The sequence below is a fragment of the Coprococcus sp. LG101-27 genome, from assembly GCF_027695515.1.
Taxonomy (GTDB): domain Bacteria; phylum Bacillota; class Clostridia; order Lachnospirales; family Lachnospiraceae; genus Allocoprococcus; species Allocoprococcus comes.
The window spans coordinates 1-15,721 of sequence record NZ_JAQEUJ010000004.1 but is presented as its reverse complement, the minus strand read 5'-3'; the positions used below and the strand labels follow the sequence as shown (position 1 = coordinate 15,721).

The following is a 15,721-nucleotide window of genomic DNA, read 5'->3' as shown; positions in this document are numbered from 1 at the left end:
CCCATTGGTATTTTATACAATTTTAGTATTAAAGGCTTAGTATTAAGAGCAAAAGTAGAGGAAAAGAAAAATGAAAATTGTAATTATTGGGGACGGGAAGGTTGGTCATAAACTGACCATACAGTTATCCGAAGAAAATTACGATGTGGTTTTGATTGACCAGAATGAGGGAAAATTAAAAGAAGCACTGAATCAGCTTGATATTCTCTGCATTACCGGAGATGGTGCAGATGCGAAAGTGCAGAAAGAAGCAGGAGTGCCGGGCGCTGATCTTGTTGTGGCATGTGCATCGACAGACGAACTGAATATGCTGAGCTGCCTGCTCGCAAAGAGACTGGGGGCAAAGCACACGATCGCCCGTGTAAGGAATCCAATCTATTATCAGCAGATCGATCTTTTGAAAGAGGACTTAAGACTGAGTATGGCTGTCAACCCGGAACTTATGGCTGCATTTGAGATTTCCAGATCGATCCTTCTTCCGGATACTGCAAAGGTAGAGACTTTTATGAAGGGAAAAGTCGAAATGGTAGAATTCATTGTCAAAGAAAGAAGCCATCTGGGCGGAGTATCGCTTGCTGAGCTTTACCGCAAGTTCCAGATCAAAGTTCTGGTATGTGCTGTAAGACGTGGATCGGAAGTGATCATCCCGAATGGTGATTTTGTCATCCATGATGGAGACCGGCTTCATATTGTTGCATCCCACAAATATATTGAAGAATTTTTCCATCTGATCGGAAAGCGGAAAGAGCCGAAGAATATTCTGGTTTGTGGTGGGGGAAAAGTCGGATATTATCTGGCAAAACAGCTTTTAGGACTTGGTATGCAGGTTAAGATCATTGAGCAGGACTGGAAGAAATGCGAAGATCTCTGCGACCAGCTTCCGAAAGCGACGATCATCTGTGGGAATGCCGCAGACCATGACCTTCTGATCGAAGAAGGAATTGAACAGGCAGATGCCCTGGTCAGCCTGACCGGTATGGATGAGGAGAATATTATCCTTGCACTTTTTGCAAAGACAAAAGGTGTGGACAAGATCGTGGCAAAGGTCAACGAAGACGGACGTGCCCAGCTTGTCGAGGAACTTGGGATCGATCTGATTGTATCAGCAAAGACTGCAACAGCAGATGCGATCATGAGTTATGTGCGTGCACGCCAGAATTCTCTCAAGAATGTCAATGTTGAATCTATGTATCAGCTGGTTGGCGGAAGAGTAGAAGCACTGGAATTTATTATCAAAGAAAAAACAGAATATACAGATATCCCGTTTAAGGATCTGGAACTGAAGCCGAACAATCTGATCGCATGTATCGGAAGAAAACGGCAGATTATTATTCCGGACGGGAATGAATCCATTCAGGTGGGCGACAGTGTTGTAATCGTTACGACCCAGAAGAAAGTTAAGGATATCACAGATATTCTGGCTGAGCAATAGGGGTGAAAAGAAATGAATGTGAAAATGATACGCTATATCATCAGTAAGATGATGGGAGTAGAGGGACTGCTGATGCTGCTTCCGATGATGGTTGGAATTATTTATGGCGAGCACACATCGGTTTATTTTCTGATTACAGCTGCGATCCTGACGGCAATTTATCTGCTGTTTGGCAGAAAATGCCCGGAGAACATGACGATTTATGCCAAAGAAGGTCTGATCATTGTTGCAACGGCCTGGATTTTCTGGTCACTTGCAGGTGCACTTCCATTTGTACTCAGTAAAAGTATTCCAAGCTATGTGGATGCTTTTTTTGAAACAGTATCCGGATTTACGACGACAGGTTCTACGATCCTGACTGAGATTGAAGGACTTCCGAAAGGAATTCTTTTCTGGCGTTCCCTGACACATTGGGTTGGTGGAATGGGAGTGCTGGTATTTGTTATGGTACTTACCTCTCTGGATGAGAAGAATTCCATGCATCTGATGCGTGCGGAAGTTCCGGGACCAGAGGCAGATAAACTGGTTCCAAAGGCAAGAGGAACCGCAAGGATCCTGTATGGAATGTATTTTGCACTGACTGCAATTGAGGTAGTTTTTCTTCTGGCAGGAGGGATGAACCTGTTTGACGCAGTGACACATGCATTCAGTACTGCCGGTACCGGAGGATTTTCCAGCTACAATGCAAGTGTGGCACACTTCAACAGTGCCTACATTGATGGTGTGATCACCGTATTTATGATCCTGTTTGGTATCAATTTTAACCTGTATTTTTTTCTGCTTTTGAAAGAATTTAAGAGTGTATTTAAGAATGAGGAGTTGCGTGCTTACCTGGGAATCATTGCAGGAGCAACCGTTGTGATCACCTGCAATATCGCCGGAGGTTATCATTCTCTTTTAAAGGCATTCCGCTATGCGGCGTTCCAGGTGGCATCCGTGATCACGACAACTGGATTTGTAACGGCAGATTTCAACAAGTGGCCGGAGCTTTCCAAATGTGTTCTGCTTCTTGTGATGGTAATCGGTGCTTCTGCCGGTTCAACAGGCGGTGGTATCAAAGTATCAAGACTTCTGATCCTGGTAAAAAGCATCCGCCGGGAGCTGAAAACTATGATCCATCCGAAAGCAGTCAATATCGTAAAAATAAATGGGAAAAAAGTGAAAGAAGAGACGATGCGGGGGGTATATGTATACTTTATTGCGTATATACTAATCCTGATCGTATCCGTGCTTCTGATCTCGATCAATAACTTTGATTTTACTACTTCATTTACCGGAGTGCTTACTACACTTAATAATGTAGGACCGGGACTGAATCTGGTAGGACCGGTGGAAAATTTTGCGAAGTTCTCAGACTTTTCGAAGATTGTTTTCTGCGTGGATATGCTGATCGGACGACTGGAAATCTTCCCGTTCCTGATGCTGTTCTCGCCGTCACTTTGGAGTAGAAAATTCTAAGACAGCCTTGGTAAGGTAAAACGATGAAAAGGAGAATTTATGAAAAAGAAAAATATAGCGATTAGTTTTCTGCTGCTTTTAGTGGCAGCAGGAATCTGGTATTATGTATCACTGCCGGCTTTTAATATCCATTCTTCCGGAGTGTGGTATTTTGTGCTTGTTCTGGTGCTTGCGGTCGGTCTTGTGCTTGCAGGAAAAAAAGGCTTGCGATACGGAGCGATTGATCTGAAGGAGATGAAAGAATCCAAAGGTTTCAAATGGTGTGTCCGTCTTTTTATTCTTTTGTTAGTGGTTTATCTGGCCGGAACCATTCTTTCTTCACCGATTGTGAATGCGAAGAAATACCAACAGCTTCTGAAGGTAGAAGAGGGCGAATTCACAAAAGATATCGAGGAGCTTTCCTTTGACCAGATCCCGCTTCTGGATAAGGAGTCTGCGCAGCTTTTAGGAGACCGGAAGATGGGAAGCATGTCAGATATGGTATCCCAGTTTGAGGTGGACGATATCTACAGTCAGATCAACTACAAGGATCGTCCGGTCCGTGTGTCACCTTTGAAATATGCGAATCTGATCAAATGGTTTACCAATCGGAAAGATGGACTTCCTGCATATATCCGGATCGATATGGCAAGTCAGACAACGGAGATGGTAAAGCTGGAGCAGGGAATGAAGTATTCGACCAGCGAGCATTTTGGAAGAAATATTTACCGTCATCTTCGTTTTGCGCATCCGACTTATATTTACGGAGACCTTAGTTTTGAAATTGATGATAATGGTGTTCCATACTGGGTAGCACCGGTCAAAAAGTATAATATCGGTCTTTTCGGAGGAGAAACGGTAGGACATGTGGTGCTCTGCAATGCGATCACCGGCGAAATGCAGGACTACAGGATCGATGAAGTCCCGGAATGGATCGACCGAGCCTATTCGGCAGATCTTCTGGTACAGCTTTATGATTATTATGGCACGTTAAAGCATGGGTATTTTAACAGTGTACTCAGCCAGAAAGATTGTCTGAAGACAACAAACGGATATAATTATCTGGCGATTGATGATGATGTATGGGTGTACACGGGAGTAACTTCTGTAAACAGTGACCAGTCCAATGTGGGATTTGTTCTGATGAACCAGAGAACTATGGAGACAAAGTATTATCCGGTGGCAGGTGCGATCGAGGATTCTGCGATGGCATCGGCAGAAGGACAGGTACAGAACCTGAAGTATCGGGCGACTTTCCCGCTGTTGCTTAACATTTCCGGGGAGCCGACTTACTTTATGGCACTTAAGGATGATGCAGGACTTGTGAAAAAGTATGCAATGGTCAATGTCCAGAAGTACCAGGTTGTTGCGATCGGGGATACGGTAAGTGTATGTGAAGAATCCTACAATAATCTGCTTCTTACCAATGGAATCAAGGAAAAAGAAGAAGTGAAGATGGATACCGGCACGATCGAAGGAAAGATCACGAAAATCGCCCAGGGCGTTATAGATGGAGATTCTCATTACTACATTATGCTGGAAGGATCAGATGAGATTTTTGATGTATCGGTAGTCGATTTTATTGAGATCATCAAGTACAATGTGGGAGATGATGTAAAACTGGAGTATGCAAAAGGGGATAAGGCAAATACGGTTTTGTCTTTGAAATAGCATGATGTTGGAGTCAAAAGGTATTTTGCCCCTTTGATACCAGATTGCGAGAGTGCAAAAATCATCTTGCAAGCAAGCTTGCATCGGCTTTCTGACCTTTTGACCCTGGTATCATAGCATAAAAAGAATGTACTCTGTCACATTTGGAAAACCATAAAAGGAGGGATGAAGATTTACAGAAAATCTTCATCCCTCCTTTTGGATAATGTCTATCTTAGTTAAGGAGTGTACAATTTTCAAAATCTACATTACCAAGCTGTTCATTCGTTGCACTGATGCTGACATAAAAATCTACATCATTTTCTTTGGAGATCTTTTTCAGTGTTTCGATGAAAGAAGGAATGTTCTCAAGTGTGATGTCGGCGTGTTTTAAAATACCGTCGATAAAGATTGCTTTGATATCATGGTCTGCGCTTAACATACCGTAAATAAATCCAAGATATTCATCGGTATTGGTGATTACATCATAGTCATCCATGCAGATCGCTCTGATGTTGAAAGATAAGCTGTATGTATCTCTGTGGCTCTTCTTGATGAAGAATACGTTTCCTTCACATGTCTTTACAGCTTCGTTAGCACGTTCGATCATTTGCTGGGTTTTTCCGCTTCCTTTTGGGCCTGTCAATAAATTAACCATATTATCAAGTCTCCTTTGTTTATGAATTTGTACTAAAAAAGTACGAGATTTTATAAAACTATTATACACTAATCACAATGCATTAACAAGCTATTTATTTGCATCTTTTAAAGAAATGTGATACGATATAGCTCGGAAACAATTTGCAGTTAGAAAAGGCTAATTTATGAAATTATAATAATAAGAAAAGAGGAACGAAAAATGACGAAAGTTGATATTATTTCTGGTTTCCTGGGAGCAGGAAAGACAACATTCATCAAGAAACTGATCGAGGATGTATTTCCGGGAGAAAGACTGGTCCTGATCGAGAACGAATTTGGGGAGATCGGTATTGATGGCGGATTCTTAAAAGATGCCGGCGTTGAGATCACAGAGATGAACTCAGGATGTATCTGCTGTACACTGGTGGGGGATTTTAGCAAAGCACTTCAGAAAGTACTTGTAGATTATACACCGGATCGTGTCATCATCGAACCTTCAGGAGTTGGAAAGCTTTCTGATGTTGTAAAAGCAATCGAGGGTGTCAAAGATGAGGCAGATATTGAGATTGACGGAAGAATCACAGTTGTTGACGGTAAGAAAGCAAAAATCTATCTCAAGAACTTCGGAGAATTCTTCAATAACCAGGTAGAGCATGCATCTACGATCGTTATCAGCCGTACCCAGATGATGACAGATGAAAAGGTAGAAGAGTGCGTGCATATGCTGCGTGAGAAAAATGCAGAGGCAACCATTATTTCCACACCTTGGGAAGAACTTGGAAAAGATGCCGTTTTGCATGCCCTGCAGCATGGCGCTGAGATCGAAGGTATCCTGGAAGAACATGCACACGAGCATGACGACCACGAACATCACCATCATCATGATGACGAATGTGGCTGCGGTCATGATCACGACCATCATCACGATCACGAAGAGCATGAGCATCATCACGAACATGATGAGAACTGCACCTGCGGATGCCACGATCATGACCATGAACACCATCATGATCACGACCATGAAGAGCATGAGCATCATCATGAACATGATGAGAACTGCACCTGCGGATGCCATGACCATCACCACGGACACGAAGGACATCATCATGCAGATGAAGTATTTACGAGCTGGGGCAAGGAGACTGCTCATAAGTATACAGAAGAAGAACTGGATTACCTGCTGAAAGCATTATCTGAGACAGATGCTTACGGAACCGTACTTCGTTCCAAAGGAATTATCCAGATGGCAGACGGTTCCTGGAAGCAGTTTGATATGGTTCCGGAAGAATATGAAGTCCGTGAGGGACAGGCTGATTACACAGGACGTGTATGCGTGATCGGAACAGATCTCAAAGAAGAGGATCTGATTAAGTTATTCCATATCTAGGAGGAGCAAGCGGCGATGACAACACCGGTATATATCTGTACAGGATTTCTGGACAGTGGAAAAACAACATTTATCAAGGACACACTGATGAAGCAGGAATGGATCGAAGAAGGTCCGACATTGCTTTTGCAGTGTGAAGAGGGAGAGGAAGAGTACTCGGAAAAATATCTGGATGAGAACGGACTGTTCCTCTTCAATATAGAAGAAAGAGAAAAGTTAAATAAAACTTTCTTTGAAAACTGTGAGAAGATCTATCATCCGGTCCAGGTGATCATTGAGTACAATGGAACCTGGGATCTGCAGGAAATCCTGGATGAAGATTTTCCACGCAACTGGGAGATTCAGGGTGTGTACTCAACGGTTAGCGGTGAGACGTTGGACATGTACCTGAAGAATATGCGGAATATGCTGATGAACCAGCTTACAGAATCTGAGTTGATCATCATCAACCGTTGTGGGGAAAATACAGACCGAAGTGCGTTCAGACGTGCCCTTAAGATCCAGAACCCACAGGCACAGCTGATCTTTGAAGGCGTGGATGGCAATATTATCCCGCAGACAGAAGAGGATCTGCCATATGATCTGAAAGCAGACCATATCTTCATTGATGATGTGGACTTTGGTACCTGGTATGTGGATGCATATGAGCATCCGGAGCGCTACGAGCACAAGAAGATCACCTTCCTTGCACAGCTTTTCCGTCCGAAGGGAATGCCGGCAAATATGCTGATTCCGGGAAGACAGATCATGACCTGCTGCGCAGATGATATCCGTTTCTATGGATATCCATGTAATCTTGGAAGGGCAGCGCAGATTACACAGAGAAGCTGGAAAAAAGTAACCGTCAAGTTCGAGTACGAAGCATACCGTCCGATGGTTCCAAAGCAGCCGGTTCTTTATATGCTGGAGATGGAATCCGCAGAAAAACCGGAAGAAGAGGTAGTATATCTTGGATAAATTTCAAGTATTAAAGCAATTTTTTGGCTATGACGGATTCCGACCGGGACAGGAGAAACTGATTGATGCGATCCTGTCCGGCCGGGATGTACTCGGCATACTGCCAACGGGAGCCGGAAAGTCCATCTGTTTTCAGATTCCGGCGCTGATGATGGGAGGTATTACACTTGTGATATCTCCCCTTATTTCTCTTATGAAGGATCAGGTGGCATCCCTCAATCAGGCAGGGGTTCATGCAGCCTATCTGAACAGTTCCCTGACTATGGGGCAGTACCGGAAGGCACTTGCTTTTGCAAAAGAAGGAAGATATAAGATTATCTATGTGGCACCGGAGCGGCTGGAAACTGCAGAGTTTATGGATTTTGCTATGAGCGTGGATATTTCTATGATCGCAGTCGATGAAGCGCACTGTGTTTCCCAGTGGGGACAGGATTTCCGACCAAGTTATTTAAAGATCACAGAGTTTGTAGAGTATCTTCCAAAGCGGCCGGTTGTGAGTGCATTTACTGCAACAGCGACGAAAGAAGTAAGAGAGGATATGATCGATATCCTGATGCTGGAGGATCCGGAAGTAGTAATGACAGGTTACGACAGACCGAATCTGTTCCTTGCGGTACAGTTCCCAAAGAATAAATATGCCGCACTCAAAGCATTTATTGAGGAGCATCCGGATCAATGCGGGATTGTCTACTGCCTGACCAGAAAGCAGGTGGAGGAAAATTGCGCACTCCTGGAAATGGATGGGTTTTCCGTGACCAGGTATCATGCGGGACTGACAGACCGGGAGCGGCGTGATAATCAGGATGATTTCATTTATGACCGGAAGCAGATCATGGTGGCGACGAATGCATTCGGGATGGGAATTGATAAATCCAATGTCCGCTTTGTCGTACATTACAATATGCCGAAGAATTTGGAGTCCTATTATCAGGAAGTGGGACGCTGCGCCCGGGACGGTGAGCCGGGGGAGTGCCTGCTTTTATATAGTGGACAGGATGTGATCACAAACCAGATGTTCATTGAGAACAACCGCGACAATCAGGAACTGGATGAACTGACGCGCCGGATCGTGATGGAGCGGGATCAGGAGCGCTTGAAAAAGATGACTTATTATTGTTTTACAAAGGAATGTCTGCGTGATTATATTCTGCGGTATTTTGGGGAATACGGAAGCAATTACTGTGGGAACTGTTCAAACTGTAAGACACAGTTTGATACCGTGGATATGACGGCAGAGGCAAGGATACTTGCCATGTGTGTAAAAGAAAGTCATCAGCGTTATGGAATTAATGTGATTCTGGATACGGTGCATGGGGCAAATAATGCGAAGATCCGGCAGTATGGCATGGGTGTCAGTCCGGCTTACGGGGTACTTTCTAAGACGCCATCGTGGAAGCTCAGGCAGATATTCAACCAGCTTCTGGCAGAAGGATATCTGAAGACCACGCCGGATTCTTATATGATTGTGAAGCTGACTGAAAAGTCGGAAGCACTGATTGCAGGGCAGGAGACATTTACAATGAAGATGGCAAAAGAACCGGAGAAAGAGGCGAAGACAACACCGAAGAAAAAAGTGAAGAAAACGGCCGGACTGGTTCTGAATAAAGAGCAGGAAGAGTCTTTTGAAATCCTGCGCGTTCTGCGAGCAGAGATAGCAAGAGAAGAAAAAGTTCCGCCTTATATTGTATTTTCCGATAAGACTCTTGTGCAGATGTGTATCGAAAAACCGACAAATAAGAATGCTATGCTGAAAGTTTCCGGTGTGGGAGAGTTCAAGTTTGAAAAATATGGAGAGCGCTTTCTGGAGGTAATCCGGTCGTGGACATAGAATATCATCTGATCCGGTCAGATAGGCGCAGTATTGGAATCGAAGTTGACCGGGAAGGAAAGGTGACGGTCCGTGCACCCTATTCCTGTGAGAAAAAGCGGATTGATCGGTTCCTTCTGGAAAAAGAGAACTGGATCCGACAGAAGGTAAAGCTTCAGAAGGAAAATGCAATGAAGCGGCAGGAAAAGAGAGAGATGCCGGAAGCAGAAAAGAAATATTACCGGAATCTGGCAAGAGAAGTATTAGGTGCAAGGACCGGATACTATGCCCGGAAAATGGGTGTGACCTATGGACGTATTTCCATCCGGGAGCAGAAGACCAGGTGGGGAAGCTGCAGCAGCGTGGGGAATCTCAATTACAACTGGAAGCTGGTGCTGATGCCGCCGGGAGTTCTGGATTATGTTGTGGTGCATGAGCTGGCACATCGTAGAGAAATGAATCATTCCGCTGCATTCTGGAAGGTCGTGGCGACGTGGATGCCGGACTATAAAAAATATAGAAAATGGCTGAGAGATAACGGAAATCAATTTTAAATGGTAAAAATAATCAAGAATTCGTAGAAAACAATCAAGAATCTCTTGACGGAACTTGTATTTATTTTTATAATAACAAGGTATATGAAAAAAACAAGGATAAGGATCAGTAAAAGATTAGAGTCTGTACAGAGAACTGCCGGGCGGTGCAAGGCAGCAGATCAGATCTTTGAACTCGCCTTTGAGTTCTTCTGCTGAACGGTTTTCAGATAGGCAGAAGCGGGAATTCCCGTTATAGAATCACAAGTGCGCTGCACCGTAAGTTATGTTACCGGGATGCGGCGAAGAAGAGTGGTACCACGGAATTTAATCTTTCGTCTCTTTGAATTTATCAAAAGAGGCGAAAGATTTTTATTTAACAGGAAATTCTGATGGAATTTCCTGTTAAATAAAAGGTTAAGACACTTTTTTTCATACTGAAACAATACCAGGAGGAAAGAAAAATGGCAGTACCTTACAATCATAAGGCAATCGAAAAGAAATGGAAAGAAAAATGGGCTGAGAATCCGGTTAATCCGAAAGTGGATGAAAACGGCAACCCGAAAAAGAAATATTATTGTCTGGACATGTTCCCGTATCCGTCAGGAAACGGTCTTCATGTAGGACACTGGAGAGGCTATGTTATCTCCGATGTGTGGAGCCGTTACAAACTGCTTCAGGGATATTACATCATTCATCCGATGGGATGGGATGCATTCGGTCTTCCGGCTGAAAACTATGCGATCAAGATGGGAACCCATCCTGCAAAATCGACAGCAGCAAACATCGCGAATATCAAACGTCAGATCAATGAGATCTCAGCGCTTTATGACTGGGATATGGAAGTCAATACAACAGATCCTGATTTCTACAAATGGACACAGTGGATCTTTGTAAAGATGTTCAAAGAAGGACTTGCATACGAAAAAGAATTCCCGATCAACTGGTGCCCGTCTTGTAAGACAGGTCTTGCAAACGAAGAGGTTGTGGGCGGAAAATGCGAACGCTGCGGCGCTGAAGTTACAAAGAAGAACCTTCGTCAGTGGATGCTGCGTATCACAAAATATGCAGACCGTCTGTTAAATGACCTGGATAAGCTTGACTGGCCGGAAAAAGTTAAAAAGATGCAGACAGACTGGATCGGTAAATCTTACGGTGCAGAAGTAGATTTCCCGGTTGAAGGAAGAGAAGATAAGATCACTGTATACACAACAAGACCAGATACGCTTCATGGAGCAACCTTCATGGTACTTGCACCGGAACATAAGCTTGCAGCAGAGCTTGCAACACCGGAACACAAAGAAGAAGTAGAAAAATATATCTTCGATTCTTCTATGAAGTCTAATGTAGACCGTCTGCAGGACAAAGAAAAAACAGGTGTATTTACAGGAACTTACGCGATCAACCCTCTGAACGGAGCAAAGGTACCGATCTGGCTTTCTGATTATGTACTGGCTGATTATGGTACAGGAGCCATCATGTGTGTACCGGCTCATGACGACCGTGACTTTGAATTTGCAACCAAGTTCAACATCCCGATCATCCAGGTTATTGCAAAAGACGGTAAAGAAATCGAAAATATGACAGAAGCTTACACAGAGGCTTCCGGAACGATGATCAATTCCGGAGAATGGAATGGTATGGAGAGCTCTGTCCTTAAGAAAGAAGCTCCACATATCATCGAAGAAAGAGGAATCGGACGTGCAACTGTAAACTACAAGCTGCGTGACTGGGTATTCTCCCGTCAGAGATACTGGGGAGAACCAATTCCGATCGTACACTGCCCGGATTGTGGCGCTGTACCGGTACCGGAAGATCAGCTTCCACTGAGACTGCCGGATGTAGAATCTTATGAACCGACAGGAACAGGAGAATCTCCACTTGCAGGAATCGATGAATGGGTAAATACAACCTGTCCTGTTTGTGGAAAACCGGCAAAACGTGAGACAAATACCATGCCGCAGTGGGCTGGATCTTCATGGTATTTCCTGCGTTATGTAGATAATCACAACAACGAAGAACTTGTATCCAGAGAAAAAGCAGATGCAATGCTTCCGGTAGATATGTATATCGGTGGTGTAGAACATGCAGTACTTCACCTTCTGTATTCAAGATTCTATACCAAATTCCTTTGCGATATCGGTGTGATCGATTTTGATGAGCCGTTTGTCAAACTGTTCAACCAGGGAATGATCACAGGTAAGAATGGTATCAAGATGAGTAAGTCAAAAGGAAATGTCGTGTCTCCGGATGATCTTGTAAGAGATTATGGATGCGATTCTTTAAGAATGTATGAACTCTTCGTAGGACCACCGGAACTGGATGCAGAGTGGGATGACAGAGGAATCGATGGTGTATACCGTTTCCTTAAGAAACTCTGGAACCTGCTTATGGACAGCAAGGATAAAGATATCAAACCAACCAAAGAGATGATCAAAGTACGTCATAAACTGGTTTATGATATCACAACCCGTCTGGAAAGCTTCAGCCTGAATACCGTTATTTCTGCATTCATGGAGCATACAAATACACTGGTTGCGATCGCTAAGAAGGAAGGCGGAGTAGACAGAGATACTCTGGATACCCTTGCTGTATTACTGGCACCATTTGCACCACATATGGCAGAAGAAATCTGGGAAGAACTTGGCAACAAAGAAAGCGTATTCCGTGCCGGATGGCCAAAATACGATACAGAAGCCATGAAAGATGATGAAATCGAAATTCCGGTACAGATCAATGGAAAAACAAGAGCAGTCATCAAAATTTCCACAGAGGCTACAAAAGAAGAAGCAATCGCTGCCGGAAAAGAAGCAATCGCAGATAAACTTACAGGAAATATCGTAAAAGAAATCTACGTTCCGAAGAAGATCATAAACATTGTTCAGAAATAATTGAGAAGAAATTCTTACAACAGAATAAAGTGCTTGGAAATATTGAAAAGGTTGCTTAAAACCAAGGTTTGCAGATGTTTTTTTTCAAAGAAAAGGTATCATAGAATACCGCAAAATATCGTAAGAGATTTTTGAAATGGAGTAAATTTGGAGTAAAAGTTGAAAGAAAATGGAGTAAATATTTCAAGTGTTAGAGAATGGCGCAGGTAATGGAAGCATTATTTGTGCCATTTTTCATTGACACTTTTTGAGAACTGTAGGTAATAAAACATGAAAGTCTGTCTAATGAGATTGAGTTAAACCCAAGTGCTTTGGTTATGGCGAAAGAAAGAGAAATATGATATAATTTTATTCAATAGAAATAAAAAATAGTAATAGTAGGACAAAAGATATTTCTTATATAATCTTAATAATGACCAAGGAGAAAGTCAAATGGATAATATATTGAAAAAGATGACAGAGAAAGCGTATCAAAAATATAAAACACTTCCAAATGGAAAGCCTATAGTACGACAAAATATTGAAGCAGATGCATTCCCGATTGTAGTGTTGGATATTTTATATGGAGAGGAGAAAAAGAAAAATTTTCTAGAAGAAGAAGCAACTGAACTTGCAAAGTATGTTGTGGCACCTCCAGATAGCGGGATTGATATAGTTGTTGAACATGAAGATTCAGATGATTATTCATATGATTTTATACAAGTTAAAAGTAGTGCGCTTCCAGAGGTTGAAATTAAAAAAAATCTAGCAACAATGAAACGAACAATAAAAGATTATTTGAAGAAACCTTCAAGTGTTGAAGAAAATTTGGTTAATGTTTTGGGACAAACCAATTTTGATACGTCATATAGAAATAATTGTACATATATTGTTGTTCATTGTGGTGAAATTATTTATACAGAATTAGAAAAAGATGAAAAAATAATAACAGGAAGAGAATTAGCTGTATTAAAGGAATGTGTAAAAGGTGAATTACCAAAAGTACCAGAAGAGGCTTTTGAAGCAGATAGCTTTAATAATTTTATTATATATGATCAATTAGAAATCCCAGATGAAGATGCAATTTTATGTAATATTTGTGGGTATGACTTAGCTAAATTGGCTAATAAATATTTAAATACCACTCTTGGAAGAAATATTTTATTTGGACAGAATCTTAGAGAAACACTTGTTAAATCTAAGACATATGATGGTATGGAATATACAATTAGAAATGAACCGGGGAAGTTTTGGTTTTTTAATAATGGAATTACAGTTGTTGCTGAAGATTATGATACTGAGAATAAAAACGGGGACGAAGTTGAAAGATTTGTGTTGAAAAATTTTTCGATTATTAATGGTGCACAAACAACAAGTGCATTGGGACAATTTTTGAAAAAAGCAAAATTAGAAAATGATACAAACGCAATTGAACAATTAAAAAAAGTATATGTTCTTACTAGAATATTAAAAGTAAAAAATCCTAAATTTAGGTCTGATATAGCTATTTATAATAATACACAGAATCCTATTACTACCAGAGATATGGCTTCAAACCGTGCTGAACAATTAAAGCTTAATGATTGGCTTATTAATGGAGAAAGTCCGCACATTTATGTTGAAATAAGAAGAGGTACCAGTATACCCCAAAATGTAAAGTTGTATAAACATCAAAAAACGACTAACACGGAATTAGCTCAGCTTGCTTTTGCCGGATTTAAAGTCAGACCATCTATTGCAAAAGATAAAAAAAACTCATTATTTGATACAGATTATTCGCAGAATGAGTATGTTTTAAACCAGTATTATCATGAAGTATTTCGCTACATAAATGAAGACGATAAAGGTATTTTGTTTTCTAAGAGTAAGGAAGAAATCAATGAACTTCTCTTTGTGCAGTTTCTTTATAAAGAAGCCAAAAAATATGTTCGTAAACGATATAATGAAAGAAAAGTAAATACCCAGCAAAAATATGATAAAGAAAGAGATGATGAAAAAAGAGCGGAACTTCAAAATAGAATAAAAGATTATGAAACAGTAAGCGCGATTGCTAATATTTGTATGTTTTATTGTATTGCAATGTATTATCAATATAAAAATGAGTTTGATATATTTGCGGATTCTAGAGTATACAATTATGAAAAATTTTATTCTGATAAAGAGTATAAAGAAGCGTTAATAAAAGAATTTTCTAGCTTATTTTTGGAGCAAACTATAGATATTATTAAAAGAGTATCTCAGAAAGCGGCTAATTTAAGTACGTGGATACGAGTAGCCAAGAGTGAGCAACTATTTTTGGATGAAGTAAAAAATAGAATAGATACAGATCTTACTATTGAGGATAAATATAAAAATTATACTGAAAAATTTAAAATAAATTTAGAAGATAATTAAATTATTAAAGCATTGTAATAAAGAGGTCATGAAAATTTTGTGTTTGGGAATGTTTTTATAAAAAGCTAAAAGAACTATAAAAATATTAACAATAAATTAGAAGGATTGTTTGCTATGTACTTTTAAGTAAAGACGAATATCTAGAGTGAGGTCAAGGAACAAGGCGAAGCCGATACGCCGTAGGGCAGTCCTTGACGGAACGGGTACAGCCAACAGCACCATGATACAGCAGAGGACTTGAAAGGTCAGAAACCTTGCAAGTCCTCTTGTCTGTTACTGGGCGTTATATTTTAAGTAAAGTGCTTCTTTCACTTGTTCTTTTTCAAATGCTTTTATGTGAGCGTCTTAGGTCATTCCACGTTGGCAATGACAACTGATTTATACACGCATGTTTCAGAAGAAAAGAAAAAAGAAGAAGTAGCTGAACTTAAAATATTGGCTTAAAATTGAAGTAAAAATGGAGTAAATCATTCAAGTATAAGTCCGTCAATTTTCCGGTAATCCTTTACGGATTCCAAAATATGAAGTAGAATAAAGAAAAAGATTTCACCGGTATATTAGATTCAAAAAGCAGGAGGTCATTAACAGTTAAAGATAAATTATAAAATCATATAA

The 15,721-nt window shown here is 41.1% G+C and carries 10 protein-coding genes and 1 other annotated feature; of the genes, 9 read left to right on the top strand and 1 reads right to left on the bottom strand.

The window, feature by feature from the left end:
* Positions 1 to 70 precede the first annotated feature (70 nt).
* Genes trkA through PG766_RS05020 form a run of 3 tightly spaced genes read left to right on the top strand, consistent with a single transcriptional unit; the run spans position 71 to position 4,540 of the window.
* Positions 71 to 1,432: a Trk system potassium transporter TrkA gene (trkA, locus tag PG766_RS05030; protein ID WP_118199731.1), complete on the top strand. Its 1,362-nt coding sequence runs from the start codon at positions 71 to 73 to the stop codon at positions 1,430 to 1,432.
* A gap of 12 nt (positions 1,433 to 1,444) precedes the next feature.
* Entirely contained in the window at positions 1,445 to 2,890 is a 1,446-nt protein-coding gene (locus tag PG766_RS05025) for a TrkH family potassium uptake protein (RefSeq protein WP_118199732.1), read from the top strand.
* Between the two features lie 39 nt (positions 2,891 to 2,929).
* The gene (locus tag PG766_RS05020; protein WP_118199733.1) at positions 2,930 to 4,540 is read left to right on the top strand and encodes a CvpA family protein; all 1,611 of its coding nucleotides are present in this window, start codon (positions 2,930 to 2,932) and stop codon (positions 4,538 to 4,540) included.
* A gap of 214 nt (positions 4,541 to 4,754) precedes the next feature.
* Here the strand turns inward: PG766_RS05020 and PG766_RS05015 are convergent, their stop codons facing one another.
* Positions 4,755 to 5,177, bottom strand: a complete 423-nt coding sequence (locus tag PG766_RS05015; RefSeq protein WP_117555837.1) for a DsrE family protein — start codon at positions 5,175 to 5,177, stop codon at positions 4,755 to 4,757.
* 201 nt (positions 5,178 to 5,378) lie between these two features.
* On the opposite strand from PG766_RS05015, the gene PG766_RS05010 reads away from it, so the two are divergent.
* The 6 genes from PG766_RS05010 (at position 5,379) to PG766_RS04985 (ending at position 15,106) form a co-directional block, all read left to right on the top strand.
* On the top strand, positions 5,379 to 6,545 hold the full coding sequence (locus PG766_RS05010) for a CobW family GTP-binding protein (protein WP_118199734.1): 1,167 nt from the start codon (positions 5,379 to 5,381) through the stop codon (positions 6,543 to 6,545).
* Positions 6,546 to 6,560: 15 nt separating this feature from the next.
* Positions 6,561 to 7,502 carry a TIGR03943 family putative permease subunit gene (locus PG766_RS05005; protein WP_008369798.1) on the top strand — a complete coding sequence of 314 codons (942 nt, stop codon included), beginning with the start codon at positions 6,561 to 6,563 and terminating at the stop codon, positions 7,500 to 7,502.
* Positions 7,495 to 9,330 carry a DNA helicase RecQ gene (gene recQ, locus PG766_RS05000; protein ID WP_270247150.1) on the top strand — a complete coding sequence of 612 codons (1,836 nt, stop codon included), beginning with the start codon at positions 7,495 to 7,497 and terminating at the stop codon, positions 9,328 to 9,330. The genes PG766_RS05005 and recQ overlap by 8 nt, the downstream gene beginning before the upstream one ends.
* Entirely contained in the window at positions 9,321 to 9,863 is a 543-nt protein-coding gene (locus PG766_RS04995; protein WP_008369795.1) for a M48 family metallopeptidase, read from the top strand. Before recQ ends, PG766_RS04995 begins: the two co-directional genes overlap by 10 nt.
* Positions 9,864 to 9,950: 87 nt before the next feature.
* Positions 9,951 to 10,188: a binding site (T-box leader), on the top strand.
* Positions 10,189 to 10,306: 118 nt separating this feature from the next.
* Positions 10,307 to 12,733: a leucine--tRNA ligase gene (gene leuS, locus PG766_RS04990; RefSeq protein WP_118199736.1), complete on the top strand. Its 2,427-nt coding sequence runs from the start codon at positions 10,307 to 10,309 to the stop codon at positions 12,731 to 12,733.
* Positions 12,734 to 13,165: 432 nt separating this feature from the next.
* Complete coding sequence (locus PG766_RS04985) at positions 13,166 to 15,106, top strand: AIPR family protein (RefSeq protein WP_118199737.1); 1,941 nt, start codon at positions 13,166 to 13,168, stop codon at positions 15,104 to 15,106.
* Positions 15,107 to 15,721: the final 615 nt, after the last annotated feature.

Bases quoted from the DNA above. Each gene is read 5' to 3' on its own strand.
- leuS (WP_118199736.1), top strand. From the start codon at position 10,307: ATGGCAGTACCTTACAATCATAAGGCAATCGAAAAGAAATGGAAAGAA.
- trkA (WP_118199731.1), top strand. From the start codon at position 71: ATGAAAATTGTAATTATTGGGGACGGGAAGGTTGGTCATAAACTGACC.
- PG766_RS04985 (WP_118199737.1), top strand. From the start codon at position 13,166: ATGGATAATATATTGAAAAAGATGACAGAGAAAGCGTATCAAAAATAT.
- PG766_RS05005 (WP_008369798.1), top strand. From the start codon at position 6,561: ATGACAACACCGGTATATATCTGTACAGGATTTCTGGACAGTGGAAAA.
- PG766_RS05015 (WP_117555837.1), bottom strand. From the start codon at position 5,177: ATGGTTAATTTATTGACAGGCCCAAAAGGAAGCGGAAAAACCCAGCAA.
- PG766_RS05025 (WP_118199732.1), top strand. From the start codon at position 1,445: ATGAATGTGAAAATGATACGCTATATCATCAGTAAGATGATGGGAGTA.
- PG766_RS05020 (WP_118199733.1), top strand. From the start codon at position 2,930: ATGAAAAAGAAAAATATAGCGATTAGTTTTCTGCTGCTTTTAGTGGCA.
- PG766_RS05010 (WP_118199734.1), top strand. From the start codon at position 5,379: ATGACGAAAGTTGATATTATTTCTGGTTTCCTGGGAGCAGGAAAGACA.